Source organism: Streptococcus uberis (genome assembly GCF_900475595.1).
Taxonomy (GTDB): domain Bacteria; phylum Bacillota; class Bacilli; order Lactobacillales; family Streptococcaceae; genus Streptococcus; species Streptococcus uberis.
Window position 1 is genome coordinate 725,012 of the sequence record NZ_LS483397.1, and the last position, 20,869, is coordinate 745,880.

General features: G+C 33.3%; 18 protein-coding genes and 1 other annotated feature. Of the genes, 16 read left to right on the forward strand and 2 right to left on the reverse strand.

Features of this window, described 5'->3' with window-relative positions; genetic code table 11:
- Positions 1–9: 9 nt before the first annotated feature.
- The 9 genes from DQM95_RS03990 (at position 10) to DQM95_RS04030 (ending at position 13,795) form a co-directional block, all read left to right on the forward strand.
- Positions 10–1,782 (forward strand): glycosyltransferase, encoded by a 1,773-nt coding sequence (locus DQM95_RS03990; RefSeq protein ID WP_037592292.1) that lies wholly within the window; start codon positions 10–12, stop codon positions 1,780–1,782.
- The gene (locus tag DQM95_RS03995) at positions 1,779–3,533 is read left to right on the forward strand and encodes a rhamnan synthesis F family protein (protein WP_037592291.1); all 1,755 of its coding nucleotides are present in this window, start codon (positions 1,779–1,781) and stop codon (positions 3,531–3,533) included. Before DQM95_RS03990 ends, DQM95_RS03995 begins: the two co-directional genes overlap by 4 nt.
- A complete protein-coding gene (locus DQM95_RS04000) occupies positions 3,530–6,001 on the forward strand; it encodes an LTA synthase family protein (protein ID WP_037592290.1) in 2,472 nt (823 codons plus the stop codon). The genes DQM95_RS03995 and DQM95_RS04000 overlap by 4 nt, the downstream gene beginning before the upstream one ends.
- Positions 6,002–6,003: 2 nt before the next feature.
- The gene (locus DQM95_RS04005) at positions 6,004–6,951 is read left to right on the forward strand and encodes a glycosyltransferase family 2 protein (RefSeq protein WP_037592289.1); all 948 of its coding nucleotides are present in this window, start codon (positions 6,004–6,006) and stop codon (positions 6,949–6,951) included.
- Positions 6,952–7,094: 143 nt separating this feature from the next.
- On the forward strand, positions 7,095–9,116 hold the full coding sequence (locus tag DQM95_RS04010; protein WP_037592288.1) for a DUF7657 domain-containing protein: 2,022 nt from the start codon (positions 7,095–7,097) through the stop codon (positions 9,114–9,116).
- 4 nt (positions 9,117–9,120) lie between these two features.
- A complete protein-coding gene (locus DQM95_RS04015; RefSeq protein ID WP_037592287.1) occupies positions 9,121–9,558 on the forward strand; it encodes a GtrA family protein in 438 nt (145 codons plus the stop codon).
- A gap of 139 nt (positions 9,559–9,697) precedes the next feature.
- The gene (locus DQM95_RS04020) at positions 9,698–11,974 is read left to right on the forward strand and encodes a GBS Bsp-like repeat-containing protein (RefSeq protein WP_037592286.1); all 2,277 of its coding nucleotides are present in this window, start codon (positions 9,698–9,700) and stop codon (positions 11,972–11,974) included.
- 86 nt (positions 11,975–12,060) lie between these two features.
- Entirely contained in the window at positions 12,061–13,284 is a 1,224-nt protein-coding gene (pepT, locus tag DQM95_RS04025; RefSeq protein WP_037592285.1) for a peptidase T, read from the forward strand.
- A gap of 22 nt (positions 13,285–13,306) precedes the next feature.
- On the forward strand, positions 13,307–13,795 hold the full coding sequence (locus DQM95_RS04030; RefSeq protein ID WP_012658224.1) for an EbsA family protein: 489 nt from the start codon (positions 13,307–13,309) through the stop codon (positions 13,793–13,795).
- Here the strand turns inward: DQM95_RS04030 and DQM95_RS04035 are convergent.
- Positions 13,782–13,979, reverse strand: coding sequence for a ferredoxin (locus DQM95_RS04035; RefSeq protein ID WP_012658225.1), 198 nt, complete (start codon positions 13,977–13,979; stop codon positions 13,782–13,784). The two genes, DQM95_RS04030 and DQM95_RS04035, sit on opposite strands and share 14 nt — an antisense overlap.
- A 46-nt stretch (positions 13,980–14,025) precedes the next feature.
- On the opposite strand from DQM95_RS04035, the gene DQM95_RS04040 reads away from it, so the two are divergent.
- The 5 genes from DQM95_RS04040 (at position 14,026) to rplT (ending at position 16,574) form a co-directional block, all read left to right on the forward strand.
- Positions 14,026–14,535: an SAG1386/EF1546 family surface-associated protein gene (locus DQM95_RS04040; RefSeq protein ID WP_012658226.1), complete on the forward strand. Its 510-nt coding sequence runs from the start codon at positions 14,026–14,028 to the stop codon at positions 14,533–14,535.
- Between the two features lie 14 nt (positions 14,536–14,549).
- Entirely contained in the window at positions 14,550–15,230 is a 681-nt protein-coding gene (gene cmk, locus DQM95_RS04045; protein ID WP_012658227.1) for a (d)CMP kinase, read from the forward strand.
- 23 nt (positions 15,231–15,253) lie between these two features.
- Positions 15,254–15,378: a sequence feature (ribosomal protein L20 leader region), on the forward strand.
- 14 nt (positions 15,379–15,392) lie between these two features.
- On the forward strand, positions 15,393–15,923 hold the full coding sequence (gene infC / locus DQM95_RS04050; protein ID WP_012658228.1) for a translation initiation factor IF-3: 531 nt from the start codon (positions 15,393–15,395) through the stop codon (positions 15,921–15,923).
- A gap of 37 nt (positions 15,924–15,960) precedes the next feature.
- Positions 15,961–16,161, forward strand: coding sequence for a 50S ribosomal protein L35 (gene rpmI / locus DQM95_RS04055; RefSeq protein WP_012658229.1), 201 nt, complete (start codon positions 15,961–15,963; stop codon positions 16,159–16,161).
- 53 nt (positions 16,162–16,214) lie between these two features.
- Complete coding sequence (gene rplT / locus DQM95_RS04060; RefSeq protein ID WP_037592284.1) at positions 16,215–16,574, forward strand: 50S ribosomal protein L20; 360 nt, start codon at positions 16,215–16,217, stop codon at positions 16,572–16,574.
- A 93-nt stretch (positions 16,575–16,667) separates the two neighbouring features.
- Here rplT and DQM95_RS04065 read toward each other — a convergent pair whose 3' ends face one another.
- Positions 16,668–18,845: an LTA synthase family protein gene (locus tag DQM95_RS04065; RefSeq protein WP_037592522.1), complete on the reverse strand. Its 2,178-nt coding sequence runs from the start codon at positions 18,843–18,845 to the stop codon at positions 16,668–16,670.
- A gap of 134 nt (positions 18,846–18,979) precedes the next feature.
- On the opposite strand from DQM95_RS04065, the gene DQM95_RS04070 reads away from it, so the two are divergent.
- Together DQM95_RS04070 and aroD are read left to right on the forward strand one after the other, a co-directional pair.
- Positions 18,980–20,143, forward strand: a complete 1,164-nt coding sequence (locus DQM95_RS04070) for a class I SAM-dependent rRNA methyltransferase (protein WP_037592283.1) — start codon at positions 18,980–18,982, stop codon at positions 20,141–20,143.
- Positions 20,140–20,820: a type I 3-dehydroquinate dehydratase gene (aroD, locus tag DQM95_RS04075; RefSeq protein ID WP_012658233.1), complete on the forward strand. Its 681-nt coding sequence runs from the start codon at positions 20,140–20,142 to the stop codon at positions 20,818–20,820. The genes DQM95_RS04070 and aroD overlap by 4 nt, the downstream gene beginning before the upstream one ends.
- The last annotated feature ends 49 nt before the right edge of the window (positions 20,821–20,869 follow it).

Consider the following 20,869-nt stretch of genomic DNA (forward strand, 5'->3'; position numbering starts at 1 on the left):
GGAGTCTTAATGAAAAAGATACTTTTTGTTTCTCCCACAGGTACATTAGATAATGGTGCGGAGATTTCAATAACTAATCTAATGGTATTACTAACTCAAGAGGGTTACGATATTATTAATGTTATTCCTAAAATAAAACATAGTACTCATGATGCATATCTTCATAAAATGAGAGAAAATCAGATTAAAGTCTATGAATTGGATTACACCAATTGGTGGTGGGAATCTGCACCTGGGGTTAAAATAGGTCATTTAGAAGATCGGTCGGCTTACTACCAAAAATATATCTATGAAATCAGAAAAATTATTGCTGAAGAAGCCGTTGATTTAGTTATAACGTCAACCGCTAATCTTTTTCAAGGGGCTTTGGCTGCAGCATGTGAGAGAATCCCACATTATTGGATTATTCATGAATTTCCATTGGATGAGTTCGCCTATTACAAAGAACTGATTCCATTTATTGAAGAATATTCAGATAAGATTTTTACAGTTGAGGGAAAATTGACCGAATTTCTTCGACCTCTACTTAAAGAGTCACAAAAGTTATTTCCTTTTGTACCTTTTGTTAATATTAAGAAAAATAATAACCTCAAAACTGGTGAAGAAACAAGGCTTATATCTATCAGTCGAATTAATGAAAATAAGAATCAATTGGAATTATTAAAAGCCTATCAGTCAATGGCAGAACCGAAACCAGAGTTGCTATTTGTTGGGGATTGGGATGATAGTTACAAAGAAAAATGTGATGATTTTATTCAAAGTCATCAGCTTAAAACGGTTCGTTTTCTAGGACATCAAAGTAATCCTTGGAATCTTATGACGGACAAAGATATTTTGGTTTTGAATTCCAAAATGGAAACGTTCGGTCTTGTTTTTGTTGAAGCTCTTATCCAGGGAATTCCCGTTTTGGCGTCAAATAATTATGGTTATTCCTCTGTGGTCGATTATTTTGGATGTGGTAAACTTTATCACCTTGGTGATGAGAAGGAGTTGGTGGCTTTACTTAATGAGTTTGTGACGAACTTTTCCGAAGAAAAAAAGAAATCACTAACTCAGTCATTTATGGTTGAAGAAAAATATACCATTGAAAAATCTTATTGTACATTATTAGATGCTATTTCAAATGAGAATAGTGTTAAATCTGATAGACCGATTTGGTTGAGCCAGTTTTTGGGTGCCTATAATCCCTTAAGCACCTTTTCACCGGCTGGTAAAGAGTCCATTAGCATCTATTACCGTGATGAAAATGGCAATTGGTCTGAAAACCAAAAACTAGTATTTTCTTTATTTAATAGGGATAGTTTTACTTTTTCTGTCCCAAAAGGAATGACAAGAATAAGATTGGATATGTCTGAACGACCAAGTTACTATGACAAAATAACATTAGTTGATAGTGACACAATGACGCAATTATTGCCAACAAACGTATCAGGATTTGAAGAAAATAATTCATTTTACTTCAATCATTCAGATCCTCAGATGGAATTCAATGTTTCCTTTTCAAAAAATAATGTTTTTCAACTAAGCTACCAATTAGCAAATTTAGAAAATATCTTTCAGGATTCATTTTTACCAAATCAATTAGTTCAAAAATTGTTAAGTTTTAAAGAAAAGCAAAGTGATTTAGAAATGTTGAAGATTGAAAATCACCAGTTACAGGAAAAAAATAAACTCAAACAAGAACAATTAGAAGAAATGGTAGTTCGATATAATTCTGTCATTCATTCTAGACGTTGGTCTATTCCAACAAAAATGATTAACTTTCTAAGGAGAAAAAAATGAAGCGTCTGCTTTTGTATGTGCATTTTAATAAGTATAATCGATTAAGTCCACATGTACTTTACCAACTTAAGAAGATGCGACCATTATTTTCAAATCTAATTTTCATTTCAAATAGTAGCTTGAATGATTCCGATCGACAAGAGTTGCTTTCTTCTGGATTAGTCAATGAAGTCATCCAACGTCAAAATATCGGTTTTGACTTTGCAGCATGGCGAGACGGCATGGCAACTGTTGGATTTGAATCTCTTTCCGAATATGATAATGTCACCATTATGAATGATACTTGTTTCGGTCCTTTGTGGGATATGAAGCCGTATTTTTTAACGTATGAAGATGATGAAGAAGTCGATTTTTGGGGTTTGACAAATAATAGACAGACCAAGGAATTTGATGAGCATATTCAAAGCTATTTTATTTCATTCAAAAAGACGGTTCTTTCAAATGAAACCTTTCTTCATTTTTGGCGAACAGTTCAGGATTTCACAGATGTTCAGGATGTTATCAAGAACTATGAGACACAAGTAACAACAGGTTTATTAAAAGAAGGCTTCCGTTATAAATGTATTTTCAACACGGTGACAGCTGATGCAAGTGGTATGTTGCATGCTGACTTCTCATACTATAATCCGACAGCCATTTTAAAACATCAGGTCCCATTCATAAAAGTCAAAACAATTGATGCCAATCAAAGTATTGCTCCTTATTTATTACAGGTAATAAAAAATCAAACTGACTATCCTGTAGATTTGATTGTTAGTCACATGTCTGATATTCACTATCCCGATGCACCTTATTTACTTTCTCAAAAGTATCTCGAGAAACAGGAAGAGAGTGATTTAAAGGTGAGTGAACATAGTATTGCTGTTCATCTTCATGTTTTTTATGTGGATTTACTGGAAGAATTTTTACATGCCTTCACATCTTTTAAATTCCCTTTTGATCTTTATATTACAACGGATAAAAGTGAAAAAGAGTCAGAAATAAAAGCTATTTTGGATAGCTTCCGAGTATCAGCAAAAATAGTAGTGACTGGTAATATAGGCCGTGATGTCTTACCAATGTTAAAACTTAAGGATGAGTTGTCACAATATGACTATATTGGGCATTTTCACACGAAAAAATCTAAAGAGGCTGATTTTTGGGCTGGAGAATCTTGGCGCAGTGAACTTATTGACATGCTAATTAAACCAGCAAATACGATCATAAATCAATTTGAAGATCCTGCAATAGGTATTATCATTGCGGATATTCCAAGTTTCTTCAGATTCAATAAAATTGTAACGCCACTTAATGAACACCTAATAGCTCCAGAAATGAATAAGCTCTGGGAAAAAATGAATTTATCAAAAACGATTGATTTTGAACAATTTGATACTTTTGTGATGAGTTATGGTACTTTTGTATGGTTTAAATATGATGCTCTCAAACCTTTATTTGATTTAAATTTAAAAGATGGAGATGTTCCAAAGGAACCCTTACCACAAAACTCTATTTTGCATGCAGTTGAAAGGTTGTTGATTTATATTGCTTGGGATTGTCATTTTGATTTCCGAATAGCTAAAAATAATGTTGAATTAACTCCCTTTCTGGATAATAAATTATTTAATGACAAATCCAATAGTTTACCCAATACCTATGTTGATTTCACCTACATGGGTGGAATAAAAGGAGCTCTCAAATATATTTTCATAGGGCCGGCGAGAGCGATTAAATATATCATTAGAAGGTTAGGTGAGAAAATTAAAGAATGATCTTAGCACTTGAAAAAATGAATTGGAGAAGGATAATCCATTCTACATTGATATTTGTTCTAGCTTTCTATCTTAATCTTTACTTAATCAATATGCAAATCATGGATGATATTCCAAAAATTGCAGAGCCCTTTAAAGAATTTATTTCATTTTCTAAGTTCACAGCTTTCATTAGTCTAATTGGAATAATCTTATATATAATCGTAAGTATAAACCAAAAATTTTTTAAAAAAATCTTATTGGCTTATATCACTTTTATTTTGGCACGGTATTTCATTGTTATTACTCGAAATTTAAATAATAAGAGTTTTGAAATATCAAATTTTTTGAAGAATAATATTTTCCAAGTAGAAGTTTTGTATATCCTTTTACTATTCTTAATTCCAAGTATTATTCTTTATTTTATTTTAAAAAGGTATGATCAATATGATCGTCTTTTCAATCTGTTTGAAAATTTTAATGCTGAGAATGTATTAATTGGAATCATATTTTCAATCGCTTTTTTTAAAACAAATGAAAGTTTAGTCTTCTATATTGATCGCATTCCTGATCTAACAAGTGGAAATAGTTTTCTAAAATACCTAAAAGTTATTTCAGAAGTAAACATCTCCATCTCTATATTGATAACGCTCATCACTTATTCACTTTTAAAATCCTTTAAACATATCAAAAAACTTAAGCCAAGTTTACAACTCTCTTTTACATCAAGTTTATTTTTCGCAATAATTTTTAATTACACATTACAATATGGGGTTCGAACGGATACTGACTTATTGGGTCTTTATATTTTTCCAGGAGCAACAAGTTTTCAAATATTTGTTTTATTGCTTCTTTTCCTACTTGTCTATGTTGCTACAAATCGTTATTTGGCATCAACACTTTTAATTGCAACTTTAGGAATTATTATTTCAATCGCAAATATTATAAAAGAGAAAATGCGAAGTGAACCTTTATTACCGATTGATTTTTTATGGGTAAAAGATTTAAAACTGGTTTTATCTTTTGTTGATAATAGTATTATTATTTATTTATTCTTTGCTTTAATTATTCCTGTACTACTTTATTTCTTAATCAAACACTTTGTTGATGTAACCCCAATTTTTAATAAGCAAAGCTATCGTTTTATTTGTTTTTTGACCTTAAGTTGTTTATTCATTACAGGATTTTATATATTTAAAAATGAAGAAGATGGTAAAATTGCGGAGAATATTCCTCTGGTTTCAAAAGTCAATAATTTTATTGATGTTGAGTGGATGGGATTTGATGTTAATGCTAGGTATAAGTCAGTAATGTATGTTTGGACTAAGCAATTAACAAAGCGGATTATGAAAGAGCCTAAGACATATGATGAACATCAAATGAAGGCTATTGCAAAAAAATATAAAGATTTATCAGTTATGATAAATAAAGAGAGAAGTCAATCGATTAACAATCAGACTGTCATCTTTATTTTAAGTGAAAGTCTTTCAAATCCAAATAGAATTGATGGAGTTTCTACGTCTACTCCATTATTGCCAAATATTGAATCAATTAAAAATACTACTACAAGTGGTATAATGCACTCAGACGGATATGGTGGAGGAACAGCTAATATGGAATTTGAGGCCATTACAGGTCTGCCATACTATAATTTTTCCCCTAGTGTATCAACTTTGTATACTGAAGTTGTACCAAAATTAAAATATTTTCCTTCCTTAAGTCATTTTTATCACAAAAAAGATAGATATGTTCTTCATCCTTCTAATTCAAATAATTATAACAGAAAACAAGTTTACGAAAAGTTAGGATTTGATCATCTCATTTTTTCAGATTCTACCAAGGAAAAATTTACTTATGATTCTAATATCGGAGTAAATATGAGTGATGACTCTCTTTATAATAATATCATTAACAAAATTGATAGTTCTTCAAATCAGTTTTTCTCGATTATAACAATGCAGAATCATGCACCATGGTCGGTTGGTTCACCAGAAGACGTTATTGCTACGGGTGAAAATTTTTCTGAGTCAGAAAATAATAACTTTACGGAATATGCCAGATTACTGACATATACAGATGACTCGACAAAGAAATTTTTAGATAATCTTAATCGAAAAGATAAAGAAATCACAGTGGTATTCTATGGGGACCATTTACCGGGGCTCTATCCAGACAGTATTTTTAAAAATTCACCAGATGTTCAATATCAAACAGATTACTTTATTTGGAGTAATCATAACAAAAATCAACTGAATCACCCATTAGTAAACTCAAGTGACTTTCCAGCATTATTATTAAAACATACTCATTCCAAAGTAACACCTTATTATGCCTTACTCACTAAAGTACTTGAAAATGCTACTGTTGATAAAGAAAACTTAACTGACGAACAGGAGAAAATCTTGGATGACCTAAGACTAGTACAATTTGATATGACTCTAGGTAAAAATTATCTCGAAAATTTAAATTTCTATAAAATAGGAGAATGAAAATGACAGAAAAAATAGCAGTATTGTTACCTGCATACAATGAGGAAGTAACAATTCAAAAAGTAATCAAAGATTTTCAACATTATCTGCCAGAAGCTGATATTTATGTCTATGACAATAATTCTAAAGATAAAACAAATCAACTTGCCCAGGAAGCAGGTGCAATTGTTCGTTTTGAACCAAGGCAAGGAAAAGGTAATGTTGTTAGGTCAATGTTTAGAGAAATTGATGCTGATTATTATATCATGATAGACGCAGATGACACATATCCAGCCGCAGAAGTAGAAAAGTTATTAGAACCTCTTAGATCTGGTTTAGCAGATATGACTATTGGTGATAGGTTATCTAATGGGACGTACGCAAAAGAAAACAAGCGTGGTTTTCATGGATTTGGGAATAATCTAGTTAAAACATTGATTAATAAATTGTATAAAGGAAATTATCAAGATATCATGACAGGATATCGAGGATTTAATAGACTTTTTGTAAAAACTTTTCCCGTATTGTCACCTGGTTTCGAAATTGAAACAGAACTTTCTATTCATTCATTGGATAAGCGTTTCAAACTAGTAGAAGTTCCAATAACTTATCAAGATCGCCCTGATGGTAGTGAATCAAAATTGAATACATTTTCAGATGGTTTTAAAGTTTTAAAAATGATTTTTAATCTATTTAAAGATTATAAACCGTTACTATTTTTTAGTATTGTTTCAGTTGTCTTATTCATATTTGGTTTAATTGTTGGAATTCCAGTGATTAGTGAGTTTGCAAGGACTGGTATGATTGCCAAAATGCCTTCAGCTATTTTAGCAACTGGTTTAATGATTTTAGCTGCTTTATCATTTGTATCAGGATTTATCTTAGATACAATTGTAAGACAAAATAGAATGCAGTATGAATTAAGTGTGTATCAATACTATGAAAGTATTAGAAATAAAAATAATTTATAAAAACTCGATCTTTTAGAGATAAGTCAAAAACAAAAAATACTTGGTTAGCATAATCTACATTTTTTAATATAAATTCAGTCATATATCTAACTCACTTTAGATGCCCGAGTTTAAATTTGTTCTAGGGGGATAATAAAACTATAATGAAGACGCTTAAATTTATTATTTCACGTTTATTAAAATGGCGTTATTTAATAGCAGTTGTTTTTTTTGTAATAGGTGTATCATTTCAGTTACATGGTTCCTCTATTTCTAATTGGAATAATTTTGGAGTAACTGAAACTACACAAGGAAAGAAAATCAAAACAATTAATCAGTTTACTCAGTCTGAAGAAGGTGCAATTAGTATTCCACATGAATTAAAAAATTGGATTTCTCTATCTCCCAGAGAAGACGGTACTTTAATTGGTGTTCCAAGAATGATTCGGACAGATGAATGGTTAGTTCAAACCCCGTTTTATATTTCACAGTCAAATACAGGAGCAAAATTAGTCAATGATTCCTATGGAATAGATGGTCAAAATATGATGATTGCTTATAATGCTCCAGTAAAGGATATTTCGGTGGTCGGTAAACCTTTTAATTGGGGCTTTCTTTTCCTTGGCCCGAATTATGGCTTATCTTGGTATTGGTGTTTAAAGATTATTTTATTTTTACTAGTTTCATTTGAGTTTTCTTTGATTTTAACCAAAAGAAATACATTTATTTCTTTAATAGGAAGTCTATGGATAACATTTACACCTGCAACGCAGTGGTGGTTTATGCAACATTTAGGGGATGTTGTGTTTTACAGTTTAGCAATAATGGTTTTGATTTATCACTATTTTAGACAGAAGAAGGTGCTTCGTAAGATAGGTATAGCTCTATTACTCACTATGTCGATAATAGGATTTGTTTTAATTATTTATCCAGCTTTCCAGGTTACTTTTGCCTATATTATTTTGGCATTTTTACTAATAGAAATCTATTTATCTATTGCAGAAAAGAGATTTTCAAAGTTTGATTTTGGTATCATGATTGCAACACTGATAAGTTCGTTTGCAGTTATTGGAATAACATTATTACGTAGCAAAGAAGCTATAGATGCAACACTGAATACAGTTTATCCTGGTCATCGGGTATCATCAGGTGGAGCAATAGGATTAGAACGACTATCAGATGTTTTTCTGAATCCAATTCTTCCTTTTAAAATTCCAAATTTTTCAAATCAAGTTGAGGTGTCAACTTCAATTAGTTTATTCCCAATGTCTATTGTTACAATCCCCTTCGTTTTTAAAAAGTCAACACTAAAAGATAATCTTTTTGGCTATTTTTTACTGATTTATAGTTTATTCTTGTGTATATATACCTTTTTGGGAATTCCTGAATCTTTAGCAAAACTGTCATTATTTTCGTATGTAACATCGGGTCGATCATGGCAGACACTAGCAGTTGTATCTGTTTTTCTATCTATTTGGTTAATTGCCTATTTATGGGAAAAAAGACAAGATTATTCTCCAGTGATTTTAGGCTTAATTAGCTTTCTGGTAGTGACGGCACTTGCCTTACAGACTTATTTTTCTCCAGATTATATAGGTTTCATCGGAAAAAAATATCTTCTTTTGATATCGTTTGCTTTATTAACTATCTACCTCTCGGTAATTTTTAAACGGAAATGGCTTTTATTATTTTCATTACTTCCCTTCATAATTGTCAGTGGCATGACTGTCAATCCAGTTGTAAAAGGAATAGACGTTTTAATAGATAAGAGACTGTCACAAGGTATTATAGGAATTGTAAAAAAAGATCCAGAATCTAAGTGGATATCTGAAGGTGGATTGTATAACTTTCCTCAGATGTTTGGAGCACATAGTTTAAATAGTGTTAGGTTTTATCCGGATAAAACTTTGATGCATAAACTTGATACTAGAAATTCTTATGAAAATGCATGGAATAGATATTCACACATGCAAGTCTTTTTGACAAAAAATGAAACACGAATGGAAGCTCCTGTTCCAGACGTTTTAAATGTACAACTTGGTTTGGATAAACTTGATTCCCTTCATGTAAAATATGTCCTAACTCATAGAGATTTAGAAAAAGAGTATGGATCAAAGTTCCAAGTCATATATGGGCCAGATAAAGATGGGATACGTATTTTCAGAATAGATAATAGAAGGGATTAACCTAATGAGGTCAAAACTTAATCATTTTTTTCAAACAGAAGTATTTAAATACCTATTTTTTGGTGTCCTCGCAACAGTTGTCTATCTGGTTTGCAGATTAGTCATGTATGCCATTTCTGGTGAAGCAACCTTATCAGCACTTGTTGCAAATGTTGCTGCTATTCTTTTTGCCTTTGTCACAAATGATATCTATGTTTTTAATCAAGTTCGACAAGGCTGGTTGCAACGCTTCATAAAATTTGTTATTGCTCGCATATTTACGCTCTTGTTAGATGTCTTTTTGGCTTATCTTTTAGTAGAGAAATTTCCATCCCTCATTGGTAAATTTGTTCATCATAACCTCAGTCTTGTAAATACAATTGAAACCCTTTTAGGACAAGTCTTAGTCATTATCCTAAACTACATTTTAAGTAAACTCTTTATTTTTAAAAATTCAAAATAGAATGAAAACCTCAATATGTGCACAGTTGATTAACGAGTCAGTTGTCCAAGTATTAGGTTTTTTCTTTTGTCACATTTGAATGACTAACTTATTAATGTTATAATTATCTAAATATTTAAAGTGAAAGTAAGGTTATATCTTGAAATCTAAAAAGTCTTATGTTTTATTATTAGCACCGTTTGTTCTGGCTTCATTTTGGCAGTCAAAGATGGTGTCTGCTTCAGAAATCGCCAATCAAAACGTGACAGTTGATTCAAGTGCAAATAATAACATGTCATCTAAGTTGTCTACTTCAAATTTAGATACAATTCCAGAGAGTACTTCTGAAGTAACTGTTTTGGATCAGTCGACAAATTTAGTAACAGAAAATGTAGTCCAAGAAAAGGCGCTAGCATCATCAGAAATACAAACAGATGAGAGTATCATAGTATCATCTCCATCAGGTGACCTCAGTGCTTCAGAAGATAACACACTTTCTGAAGGGAATGCTTTATCAGCAGTAGGGGCAGTAAAATCTAGTTTTCAATCAGTTAATACTGATGTATCAAGCAATCTCAAAACTGCTAAACAGGAAACGGTCGTTTCTTTAACTGCTCAAGTAGCAGAGCCCGTAACTGCAACTGTAGATGACAAAGGCATTAGCATTCAATACAATGAGTTGATACCACAAAATACAAGTATTTTGTTTGCAGTTTGGGGTGATAAACAAGATCAGAATGATTTGGTCTGGTATAATGCTTCATCCACTGGTTATGCCTATGTTGACTTTTCAAGACATAAGGAATATGGGGTGTATCATATTCATACATATGCAAAGCGTAATGGCAACATGTATGGAATTAGTGCTCTTCAAGTTACACTTTTGACACCACAAATTACTAGTCAAATCGCTCAAAAGGATGCTAGCTCCTTCACAATTACAGTCTCTAATGTCCCTTCTACAATCACCAGTGTTAAGATTCCAGTTTGGACAGATAAAGATGGCCAAAATGATTTGATTTGGTATAATGCCGGTCAAGTGTCAAAAGGAACCTATCAAGCACTGGTGAATACAGCCAATCATAATAATGAAAAGGGCCTCTATCACATACATATTTATGGCTATAGTACAATTTTAGGTGGTCAGATTGGGCTTGCAACCAAAACCTTCAGTAATGTGGAAAGTCGCCCAAATGCTACAGTATCAGTTGTAAATTATGCCGAAAATAAAACCACCTTTACCGTTAATGTTGTTGGTTCAACAAATACAAAAGTATTAACAGGCGTTCAAATTGCAGTATGGTCTGAAACAAATGGTCAGGATGATTTAAAATGGTATAAGCCTCTTATTTCTGGGAATAGTGCTAGTCAAACGATTGATATTGCTAACCATAGTAATACCAGTGATCAATATATTATTCATGTCTATACGGATTATACTGATGGCAGTCGTGTTGGAACGAATTTAGGGGCCTATAAAATTGTTAAAGAAATTCTGCCCGTCGTAAAACCTAATGTGATTGTTCAAAATTACCAAGCTGACAAGGGGTCACTTGAAGTCAAGGTTCAGGAAGGTAGTAAAGCAATCTCAAAAATAAGCGTAGCAGCATGGTCGACTGCAGATCAATCAAATCTTCATTGGTATCAAGAAATTCCAATAGCTGGTCAAGAGACGATTATTAAAGTCAATCAAGCCTACCATGATTTTTTAGTTGGAAATTACACTGTTCATACTTATATTGATTATACGGACAAGTCACGAGATGGCTTCAATCTAGGAAATTATGAATTTCCTGTTAAAGTTGGCCTTTCTGCTTCACAAGGAAATTACGATATTGTCAATAAGGTCATTTACCTAGATGCTGGTCATGGCGGTTATGATCCAGGAGCAGTTTATTTTGGGACATCTGAAAAAACCTTGAATTTGCAAATGCAAACCTTGGTAAAAAGTAAATTAGAAGCTCAAGGCTACACAGTCGTAACTACAAGAACAGATGACTCCTTTACAGATTTGCTTCCACGTTCGGAAAAAGCAAATAACAGTCTTTCGGATCTCTTTGTTAGCCTCCATTTTAATGCCTCTACAAGTTCGCAAGCCTCTGGAATTGAAACTTATTACTATGAATACTACGAAGAGTATCCTTCACGCATTAATGAGATTTTTCATAATGATCCTGAACGTTTGAGTCGAAGTAGTGTTTTAGCCGAAGCTATTCAGGCGGCGACCACTGCTAAAACTGGCGCTAAAAACAATGGTGTTTTGAGAAATACATTTGCAGTATTAAGAGAAACAACAGCCCCAGCAGTGCTAGTAGAATTAGGTTACATGTCAAATGCTAGCGAGTTCCAAAATATTAGCAATGTGAACTATCAAGAAAAATTAGCACAAGGAATTGTTTCAGGGATTTTATCCTATTATCAAACCTACAGTGTTTAAGGAAAAAGGCGTAAAAACTTACACTGCGTAACGATTTTTATGCCTTTTTATGCTATAATTAAATTGAGAAAATATTGAGGTGACATATGGTTTATAACAACCTTTTAGAAAGATTTATCAAATACGTTAAAGTTAATACAAGAAGTAATCCAACCAGTCAAACAACTCCAAGTACACAAAGTCAAGTCGATTTTGCATTACAAGTTCTTAAACCTGAAATGGAAGCTATCGGTTTAGAGGATGTTCATTACTTAGAACACAATGGTTATATCGTAGGAACGCTTCCTGCAAATGCACAGCATTTGACGCGTAAAATTGGTTTTATTTCACACATGGATACAGCTGATTTCAATGCGGAAGGTATTAATCCTCAGGTTATTGACAAATATGAAGGCGGAAATATCACTTTGGGACAGTCAGGCTATCTTTTGAAACCAGATGACTTCCCACAGCTAAATAACTATCTTGGTCAAACCTTGGTGACTACTGATGGAACGACTTTGTTAGGGGCGGATGATAAATCTGGTATTGCTGAAATTATGACCGCTATTGAGTTTCTCGTAGCAAATCCAACAATTGAACACTGTGAAATCCGCGTAGCTTTTGGACCGGATGAGGAGATTGGTACGGGGGCTAACAAATTTGATGTTGAAGATTTCAATGTTGATTTTGCCTACACAGTTGACGGTGGCCCATTAGGAGAGTTGCAATATGAAACCTTTAGTGCAGCTGGTTTGGATGTACAGTTTTTAGGCCGTAATGTTCATCCGGGGACAGCTAAAGGGCAAATGATTAATGCTTTGCAATTAGCCATTGATTTCCATAACCAATTACCAGAAACAGATAGACCAGAAAAAACAGATGGCTATCAAGGCTTCTATCATTTATTAGATTTATCAGGGACAGTAGAAGAAGCTAGTAGCTCATACATCATTCGTGATTTCGAAGATGACTCATTTAAATCACGCAAAGCGTTTATTGAGCAATTAGCTCAAAAAATGAATGATGAATTAGGTGAAAATAGAGTTGTCATTTCTTTACAAGATCAATACTACAACATGAAAAAAGTAATTGAGAAAGATATGACACCCGTGAACTTAGCCAAAGAGGTCATGGAAGATTTAGACATTAAACCAATTATTGAACCCATTCGTGGTGGAACAGACGGGTCAAAAATTTCGTTTATGGGTATCCCTACTCCAAACATTTTTGCTGGTGGTGAGAACATGCATGGACGCTTCGAATTTGTCAGTCTTGAAACGATGGAGAAAGCTGTTGATGTTATCCTTGGCATAGTCCAAAAACCATAATCTTAGAATAGGAGTAGACAAAATGATCAAAATTTTTGGAAAAGTAAGGTATCATTGGCAACCAGAATTATCTTGGTCAATTATCTACTGGTCAATTGCATTTTCTCCCATTTTTATCGGCTTATCTTTACTTTATGAACGGACCGAGATTCCAAGTCATATATTTATCTTGTTTGCTTTATTTATTGCTTTAGTAGGTATAGGGTTACATCGCTATTTTGTTATTGAAAACAATGGCATCCTAAAGGTTGTTTCCTTAAATATTTTTGGTCCACGCAAAATTGTCATATCAAACATTAAAAAAATAGAAGTTACAAAAACGACTGTTACCTTATGTGTGGATGAGAAACGCTATATATTTTATATGAGAAAATGGCCAAAGAAATATTTTTTAGATGACTTAGTTATTAATCCCTATTTTCAAGGTGAGGTTGATTTAGTTGATAATTTTGTGAATATGGATTATTTTGAACTTTATAAGGATGAAAAAAAGACTCTTACTTTATTGTAAGAGCTTTAGTGGGACATGATTTTACTGCAAGAATAGTGTCTTGGTCGGTTTCCGAAATAGTCAGAGATAATAATGGAGAGTCTGCAAATTTCACAATACCATCGTCTTGATAATCAAAGCGTTTAGAGTAGGTCTGGCAAAGACCACAAGCAATACATTTTTCTGGAATAATAGATACTTTCATAGTATTATTTTAATATGATTTTTGTAATTAAACAAGGGGGAGAATCATGGCTAAAGAACCATGGGAAGAAAAAATCGTTAATGAAAACACTGAGACAAGATCTCGCAAATCAAGAGGTCCACTTTTAAGTACACCTTGGCTAACGGCTTTACTTAGTGTCTTTTTTGTCATCATTGTTGCCATTCTCTTTATTTTCTTTTACACATCAAATAGTGGGGGAAATCGGGAAACAGAAACTAGTGGCTTTTATGGTGCTTCTGTTTCTAAGTCAAAAGAAAAAGTAAAATCTGAAAATAAATCAAAATCTTCAAAGACAAAAGAATCATCTACAGAGGCTAGTGAATCAACTAGCCCGGAATCATCATCTAGTACAGAGACGTCAAGTAGTACGGAAGCAGGTAAAGGTCAAACAATCATTGTTCAACCAGGAGAAGGAGCAGCTTCAATTGCTGCTAGGGCTGGCATTAGCGTTGACCAATTACAAGCTCTAAATCCATCTCATATGACCTTGGGTTATTGGTATGCTAATCCAGGAGATGCTGTTTATATTAATTAAAAGAAGAGGAATTCATGAAAGCTATTAGAATTGCTATTGATGGTCCTGCTTCTAGTGGAAAAAGTACTGTAGCCAAGATTATTGCAAAAAATCTTGGCTACACTTATTTGGATACTGGAGCTATGTACCGTTGCGCTACATATATTGCATTAAAAAACAACTATTCAGAAAATGATATATCTGCTATTTTAAAGGAATTGTCAGAACATCCTATTACTTTTAAAAAAGCAGATGATGGCAGTCAGCTTGTCTTTTTAGGGACTGAAGACGTCACCTTAGCTATTAGACAAAATGATGTGACTAATAATGTTTCTTGGGTTTCGGCGATTGCTGAAATTCGTGAGGAATTAGTTGCTCAACAAAGACGGATTGCTCAGGATGGTGCTATCATTATGGATGGTAGAGATATTGGCACAGTTGTTTTACCAGATGCCGAATTAAAAATATTTTTAATTGCTTCGGTAGATGAAAGGGCAGAGAGACGTTATCGCGAAAATCTTGAAAAGGGAATTGACAGTGATTTCGAGACATTAAAAGAAGAAATAGCAGCTCGTGACTTTAAAGATAGCCATCGTGAAGTCTCACCTTTAAAGGCTGCAGATGATGCCATTGTTTTTGATACCACAGGTGTAACGATTCAAGGTGTTGTCCAATTTATTCAAGAAAAAGCAGAAAAAATCATTGACATGTCATAAGTGCTATGGTAAGATAGTAACAATGAGAAAAGTAGAAGTGAGAGCTTCTCGCCTTGCGACTTAGGTTGTCTGGCCCAACATGTCAAAATCCAATTTGGATATTTATGTGTGCGGGCTTGATTTATCAAGTCCGCTTTCGTTTTTCTCTAAAAAAATAAAGAGGTGAAGATCATAGCTAAAAAAGATCTATTCATTAATGATGAAATTCGCGTTCGTGAAGTTCGTCTAGTCGGTCTAGAAGGTGAACAATTAGGTATTAAGCCCTTATCAGAAGCACAAGCTATTGCAGATGCTGCTAATGTTGATTTGGTTTTAATCCAGCCACAAGCTGTTCCTCCAGTAGCCAAAATCATGGACTATGGTAAGTTCAAATTTGAGTTTCAAAAGAAACAAAAAGAACAACGCAAAAAACAAAGTGTTGTGACTGTTAAAGAAGTGCGTCTCAGTCCTGTAATTGATAAAGGGGATTTTGAAACAAAACTTCGTAATGGCCGTAAATTCCTTGAAAAAGGAAATAAGGTGAAAGTTTCTATTCGCTTTAAAGGGCGTATGATTACTCATAAAGAGATTGGTGCAAAGGTTCTGGCTGAATTTGCTGAAGCAACTCAAGATATTGCTATCATTGAGCAGAGAGCAAAAATGGATGGTCGCCAAATGTTTATGCAACTTGCACCGATTTCAGACAAAAAGTAATTGTCACAGATTTATACAATGTAAGAGGAGAATAAAAATGCCAAAACAAAAAACACACCGCGCATCAGCTAAACGTTTTAAACGTACAGGTTCTGGTGGTTTGAAACGCTTCCGTGCCTTCACATCACACCGTTTCCATGGAAAAACTAAAAAACAACGTCGTCATCTTCGTAAAGCTTCAATGGTGAGTTCAGGTGACTTTAAACGTATTAAAGCAATGCTTACAGGTCTTAAATAAGAGATATTTGTAAACATTTACTAGATTATTAGAATTATTTGGAGGAAATATAAATGGCTCGTGTTAAAGGTGGAGTTGTTTCACGTAAACGTCGTAAACGTATATTAAAATTAGCAAAAGGTTACTATGGTGCAAAACATATCTTGTTCCGTACTGCAAAAGAACAAGTAATGAATTCTTATTACTATGCATACCGTGACCGTCGTCAAAAGAAACGTGATTTCCGTAAATTATGGATCACACGTATCAATGCCGCTGCTCGTATGAATGGTTTATCTTACTCTCAATTAATGCATGGCTTAAAACTTGCTGATATTGAAGTAAACCGTAAAATGCTTGCTGATTTAGCAGTAAATGATGCTGCTGGTTTTACAGCTCTTGCTGATGCAGCAAAAGACAAAGTTGCAAAATAATACAAAAAGCTAAGAATGTTTCATTCTTAGCTTTTTAGTTACTAACATTTTGGTATCAAAAAAACTCTCATTTAAAATGAGAGCTTTTTGATATCATTTACTTTCCTCAGAAGGTGAACTTGATTCCGTATTATCTTTGCTATCCTTCTCGTCTTCTTTAGGATTTAACTCAAGATAAGATGGTGCTTTAAATAGTTTAGAGGTTGTTTTACCACCATATTTAGAATATAAACTGCTTGATTTTGAACCTAAGTCTTTTTCAATTTTTTTCATCTGCTGTAATTGTTTTGTGTAAACAAATTGTGTTGCATCGATAGGTTTCAAGCCATTTTGTTTGTCGAAGCGAAGGAGGTCCCCAGTTTGGACAGCATCAGAAACTTGTAATTGCCTGCTAATGGCTTCACGAATGGCTTTCGTTTTTTCAAGTGTTTTTTCATCAGGGTTTGTAATTTCAACCCCTGTTTTAGTGTTATAAAGGCGACCACCGTAATTGGTGTATTCAGGTGTCATATATGTTCCAGAGGTCCTTTGAGCTACAATCTGGCTGTTTTGTGGGGAAAGTAAGTCTTGACCGAGTTGAGTGTAATGACTGGTGTCAACTCCTAAAATATGTAAGAGTGTTGGCAAGGCATCAATTTCTCCACCAAAGGTATCTTTAATCCCACCTCCAGTATACCCAGGGATGTGAATCATATATGGAACTCTTTGTAGCATGGCATTATCATATTCTGACCAGGTCTCTGGATCTTTACCAAGTAATTCTGCAAGACTTGAATTCCTTGAATTTGAAATACCATAATGGTCACCGTAGAGAACAATAATAGAATTGTCATATAAACCAGATGCTTTTAAATAATCGAAGAAGGATTTAATAGAGGCATCTAGATAGTTAGCAGTTGCAAAATAACCATTAATTGTTTCATCGTCAGTTTTTGCTAATGGGAAACCTTCTTCATCTTTTTCCCCCTTTAAACTTGTGTATGGATAGTGGTTACTTACAGTAATAAATTTTGTGTAAAAAGGTTGTTGCATTCTTTCTAAATATTTAATAGAATCTTTGAACATGTATTTATCATTGAGTCCATATTGGAAAGAATTCTTTTTTGTCTGCTTAGAAAAATAAGATGAATCGAAGAAATAATGGTAACCCCATTGTTTATAGGCGTTGTTTCGATTCCAAAAAGTTCCGACATTTCCGTGAAATACTGCACTGCTGTAATTTCCATTTTGAGACAAAATAGTTGGCGCAGCAAACTGTGTATTTTCACCGCCATAGTTAACCATGAATGAGCCACTATTTAGACCAAATAAGGAATTTTCCATCATTGTTTCAGCATCAGAGGTTTTTCCGGCTTTAACTTGATGGAAAAAATTTGAAAAGGCAATAGTAGAATTAGAGTTGTAAAGCGAATTTAAGAAAGGAGTGACTTCGTGTTCTTTATCGTCTACTTTTAATTTATAATCAATGATAAATTGCTGGAAACTTTCCAAGTGAAGAACAATAACATTCTTTCCTTTTGCAATGCCATAATAGTCAGGATTTGGTGCCGCGTAATGCTCATTAACGTAATTTTTGACATCCGTTAATTCTTCAGCAGTGGCACCGTTTCTTTCTTTTTGTGCTTGATAGGTCTGGTTTCCACTGTATAAGGTAAATGCTGGTAAGCCGAGTGCTCTAACAATATAAGTATTAGAGAAACCTCGAGTTAAAAGTTCTGGACGGTCAATTTCAGCTAAAAAAAGGTTAATAGACATCAGCAAACAAGAGAGTGCGGTAATGGCAAAGGAAGCTCTCTTATTAAAGGGACGATTGTCTGCCTTGATTTGCTTATGCATGCTAAAACTAATAATAATGATGAAATCAAGAATATAAATGATATCCCAAATTCTTAAAAGGTTTAGGGCAGAGTCTCCAAGTCCAGCTGATACTTTACTTGACGCAAGCATAGCACTCACAGTTATAAAGTCAGAAAACTCTCTGTAGTATATGGCATTTGAAATGAGTAGTAAATTTAATACAATGTAGGCAATCCACGAAGCAGTATAGAATGCTTTGGTGTTTTTAAAATAAAGAGCAAATCCCAATAGTAATAATGCTAATGGGATTGGATTAATAATTGTTAAAAAGACTTGATAAATATTTCCTAAATCAAGTACAAAATCCATATGATAGGCCCAAAGGGTTTTTACCCAATAAGCAAATAACAAAGTTAAAATAAATCCTAATCGCGTATTTGTAAATTTTAATAATATTGTTTTTAATTTCGTCACCGTAGGAACTTCCTTATTCATTTTTTCCTAAAGATAAAATCTCAAACTAAATTATAACAAAAAAAAGAGGCTTGTGCTCGCTATAAGTTTAAATTTAGTAGGAATTTTCCTTGGAATTTGATATAATAAAGACTATGAATAAACTCTATATAAATTCTTTTGTTGAAAAAAAGATAGCAAATGGGGTACAATTATTAGATGAAAAGGACTTTGATCACTTAGATGAAACTGATCAATTGGTAGAACTCTTTTCAAAATCTAATCATTCTATCGGCTTTGCCTATCTTTCAAAACAAAATAAAGGAATTGGCTGGTTTCTTGGGAAGACTGTTAATACTTTAAACCAAGAATATTTTGAAACCTTATTTCAAAATGCCAAAATAAGGCGAAAAAGTGAATCTCGGTCTGATGATACAAATGCTTATCGCGTTTTTAACCAAGACGGTGATTTCTTTGGTGGTCTCACCATTGATCTTTATGCAGATTACGCTCTATTCACTTGGTACAATACCTATGTTTTTCAGTTGAAAGAGGTCATCGTTAAAGCTTTCCAAACTATTTTTCCAGAAATCCTTGGTGCCTATGAGAAAATGCGCTTTAAGGATACTTTCGAGGAATCGGCTCACTTATACGGTGTGGAAGCTCCAGAAAAATTTTTGATTTTAGAAAACGGTGTGAACTATAGTGTCTTTCTAAATGACGGTTTAATGACGGGGATTTTCCTTGATCAGCATAATGTCAGAAAAGAGTTAGTAGATGGACTAGCTTTAGGTAAGACAGTGCTCAATCTTTTTTCCTATACTGCAGCTTTTTCAGTTGCCGCAGCGATGGGAGGTGCTATTGAAACTCGATCGGTTGATTTAGCTAAAAGATCTATAGAGTTGTCTCAAGCCCATTTTATTGAAAATGGCTTGGATCTAAGTCAGCATTATTTTCATGTTATGGATGTTTTTGAGTATTTTAAATATGCAAAAAGAAAACAACTAACTTTTGATATCATCGTAATTGATCCTCCAAGTTTTGCTCGTAATAAGAAAAGAGTATTTTCTGTCTTGAAGGATTATCATAAATTAATTACAGAAGCACTTGAAATTTTAAATCCAAATGGAACGATTATTGCATCAACAAATGCTTCAAATATGACAAAGGAGCAATTTAAAAAGCAAATTTTGAAAGGCTTTGGTAATCATAAGATTGAAGAGATGCAGTTACAACAACTTCCCCATGATTTTACAGTTAATAAAGCAGATGAAAGAAGTAATTATTTAAAGGTATTTACAATAAAGGTAAAAGAATGAAAATAGTAGCTCCAATCATGCCAACAAATTTTGAAGAAGCTCAGACCATTGACGTTTCTAAATACGAAGGTGTCGATTTAATCGAATGGCGAGCGGACTTTCTTCCTAAAGAGGATATTATTACAGTTGCTCCAGCTATCTTTGAAAAATTTGCAGGTAGAGAAATAATCTTTACGCTTAGAACGCGTCAAGAAGGTGGTCAGATTGAACTAACCGATCGAGAATATCTTGATTTGATTAAGGAAATCAATGCCATTTACAATCCAGATTTTATTGATTTTGAATATTTTTCACATAAAGCAGTTTTTAACGAGATGTTAGATTTTCCAAATCTTGTCTTGTCATATCATAATTTTGAAGAGACACCAGAAAATTTAATGGAATCATTTTCTGAAATGACTAAACTTGCCCCTCGTGTTGTTAAAATTGCCGTGATGCCTAAAAATGAACAAGATGTTCTTAATCTGATGAATTATACTAGAGGATTCAAAGCTCTTAATCCTGAACAAACATATGCCACCATGTCTATGGGGAAATTAGGACGTATTTCTCGCTTAGCAGGTGATATTGTTGGTTCATCTTGGACATTTGTATCCATTGATGAGGCTAGTGCACCTGGACAAGTGTCACTATGTGATATGAAAAAAATCATTGATATTTTAGATTCGGATATGTAATACCATTATCCTCAAAAAGAATGTTTGCATTATTCTAAGAGTTTTTTAG

Bases quoted from the DNA above. Each gene is read 5' to 3' on its own strand.
- DQM95_RS03990 (WP_037592292.1), top strand. From the start codon at position 10: ATGAAAAAGATACTTTTTGTTTCTCCCACAGGTACATTAGATAATGGT.
- DQM95_RS03995 (WP_037592291.1), top strand. From the start codon at position 1,779: ATGAAGCGTCTGCTTTTGTATGTGCATTTTAATAAGTATAATCGATTA.
- DQM95_RS04000 (WP_037592290.1), top strand. From the start codon at position 3,530: ATGATCTTAGCACTTGAAAAAATGAATTGGAGAAGGATAATCCATTCT.
- DQM95_RS04005 (WP_037592289.1), top strand. From the start codon at position 6,004: ATGACAGAAAAAATAGCAGTATTGTTACCTGCATACAATGAGGAAGTA.
- DQM95_RS04010 (WP_037592288.1), top strand. From the start codon at position 7,095: ATGAAGACGCTTAAATTTATTATTTCACGTTTATTAAAATGGCGTTAT.
- DQM95_RS04015 (WP_037592287.1), top strand. From the start codon at position 9,121: ATGAGGTCAAAACTTAATCATTTTTTTCAAACAGAAGTATTTAAATAC.
- pepT (WP_037592285.1), top strand. From the start codon at position 12,061: ATGGTTTATAACAACCTTTTAGAAAGATTTATCAAATACGTTAAAGTT.
- DQM95_RS04030 (WP_012658224.1), top strand. From the start codon at position 13,307: ATGATCAAAATTTTTGGAAAAGTAAGGTATCATTGGCAACCAGAATTA.
- DQM95_RS04035 (WP_012658225.1), bottom strand. From the start codon at position 13,979: ATGAAAGTATCTATTATTCCAGAAAAATGTATTGCTTGTGGTCTTTGC.
- DQM95_RS04040 (WP_012658226.1), top strand. From the start codon at position 14,026: ATGGCTAAAGAACCATGGGAAGAAAAAATCGTTAATGAAAACACTGAG.
- cmk (WP_012658227.1), top strand. From the start codon at position 14,550: ATGAAAGCTATTAGAATTGCTATTGATGGTCCTGCTTCTAGTGGAAAA.
- rpmI (WP_012658229.1), top strand. From the start codon at position 15,961: ATGCCAAAACAAAAAACACACCGCGCATCAGCTAAACGTTTTAAACGT.
- rplT (WP_037592284.1), top strand. From the start codon at position 16,215: ATGGCTCGTGTTAAAGGTGGAGTTGTTTCACGTAAACGTCGTAAACGT.
- DQM95_RS04070 (WP_037592283.1), top strand. From the start codon at position 18,980: ATGAATAAACTCTATATAAATTCTTTTGTTGAAAAAAAGATAGCAAAT.
- aroD (WP_012658233.1), top strand. From the start codon at position 20,140: ATGAAAATAGTAGCTCCAATCATGCCAACAAATTTTGAAGAAGCTCAG.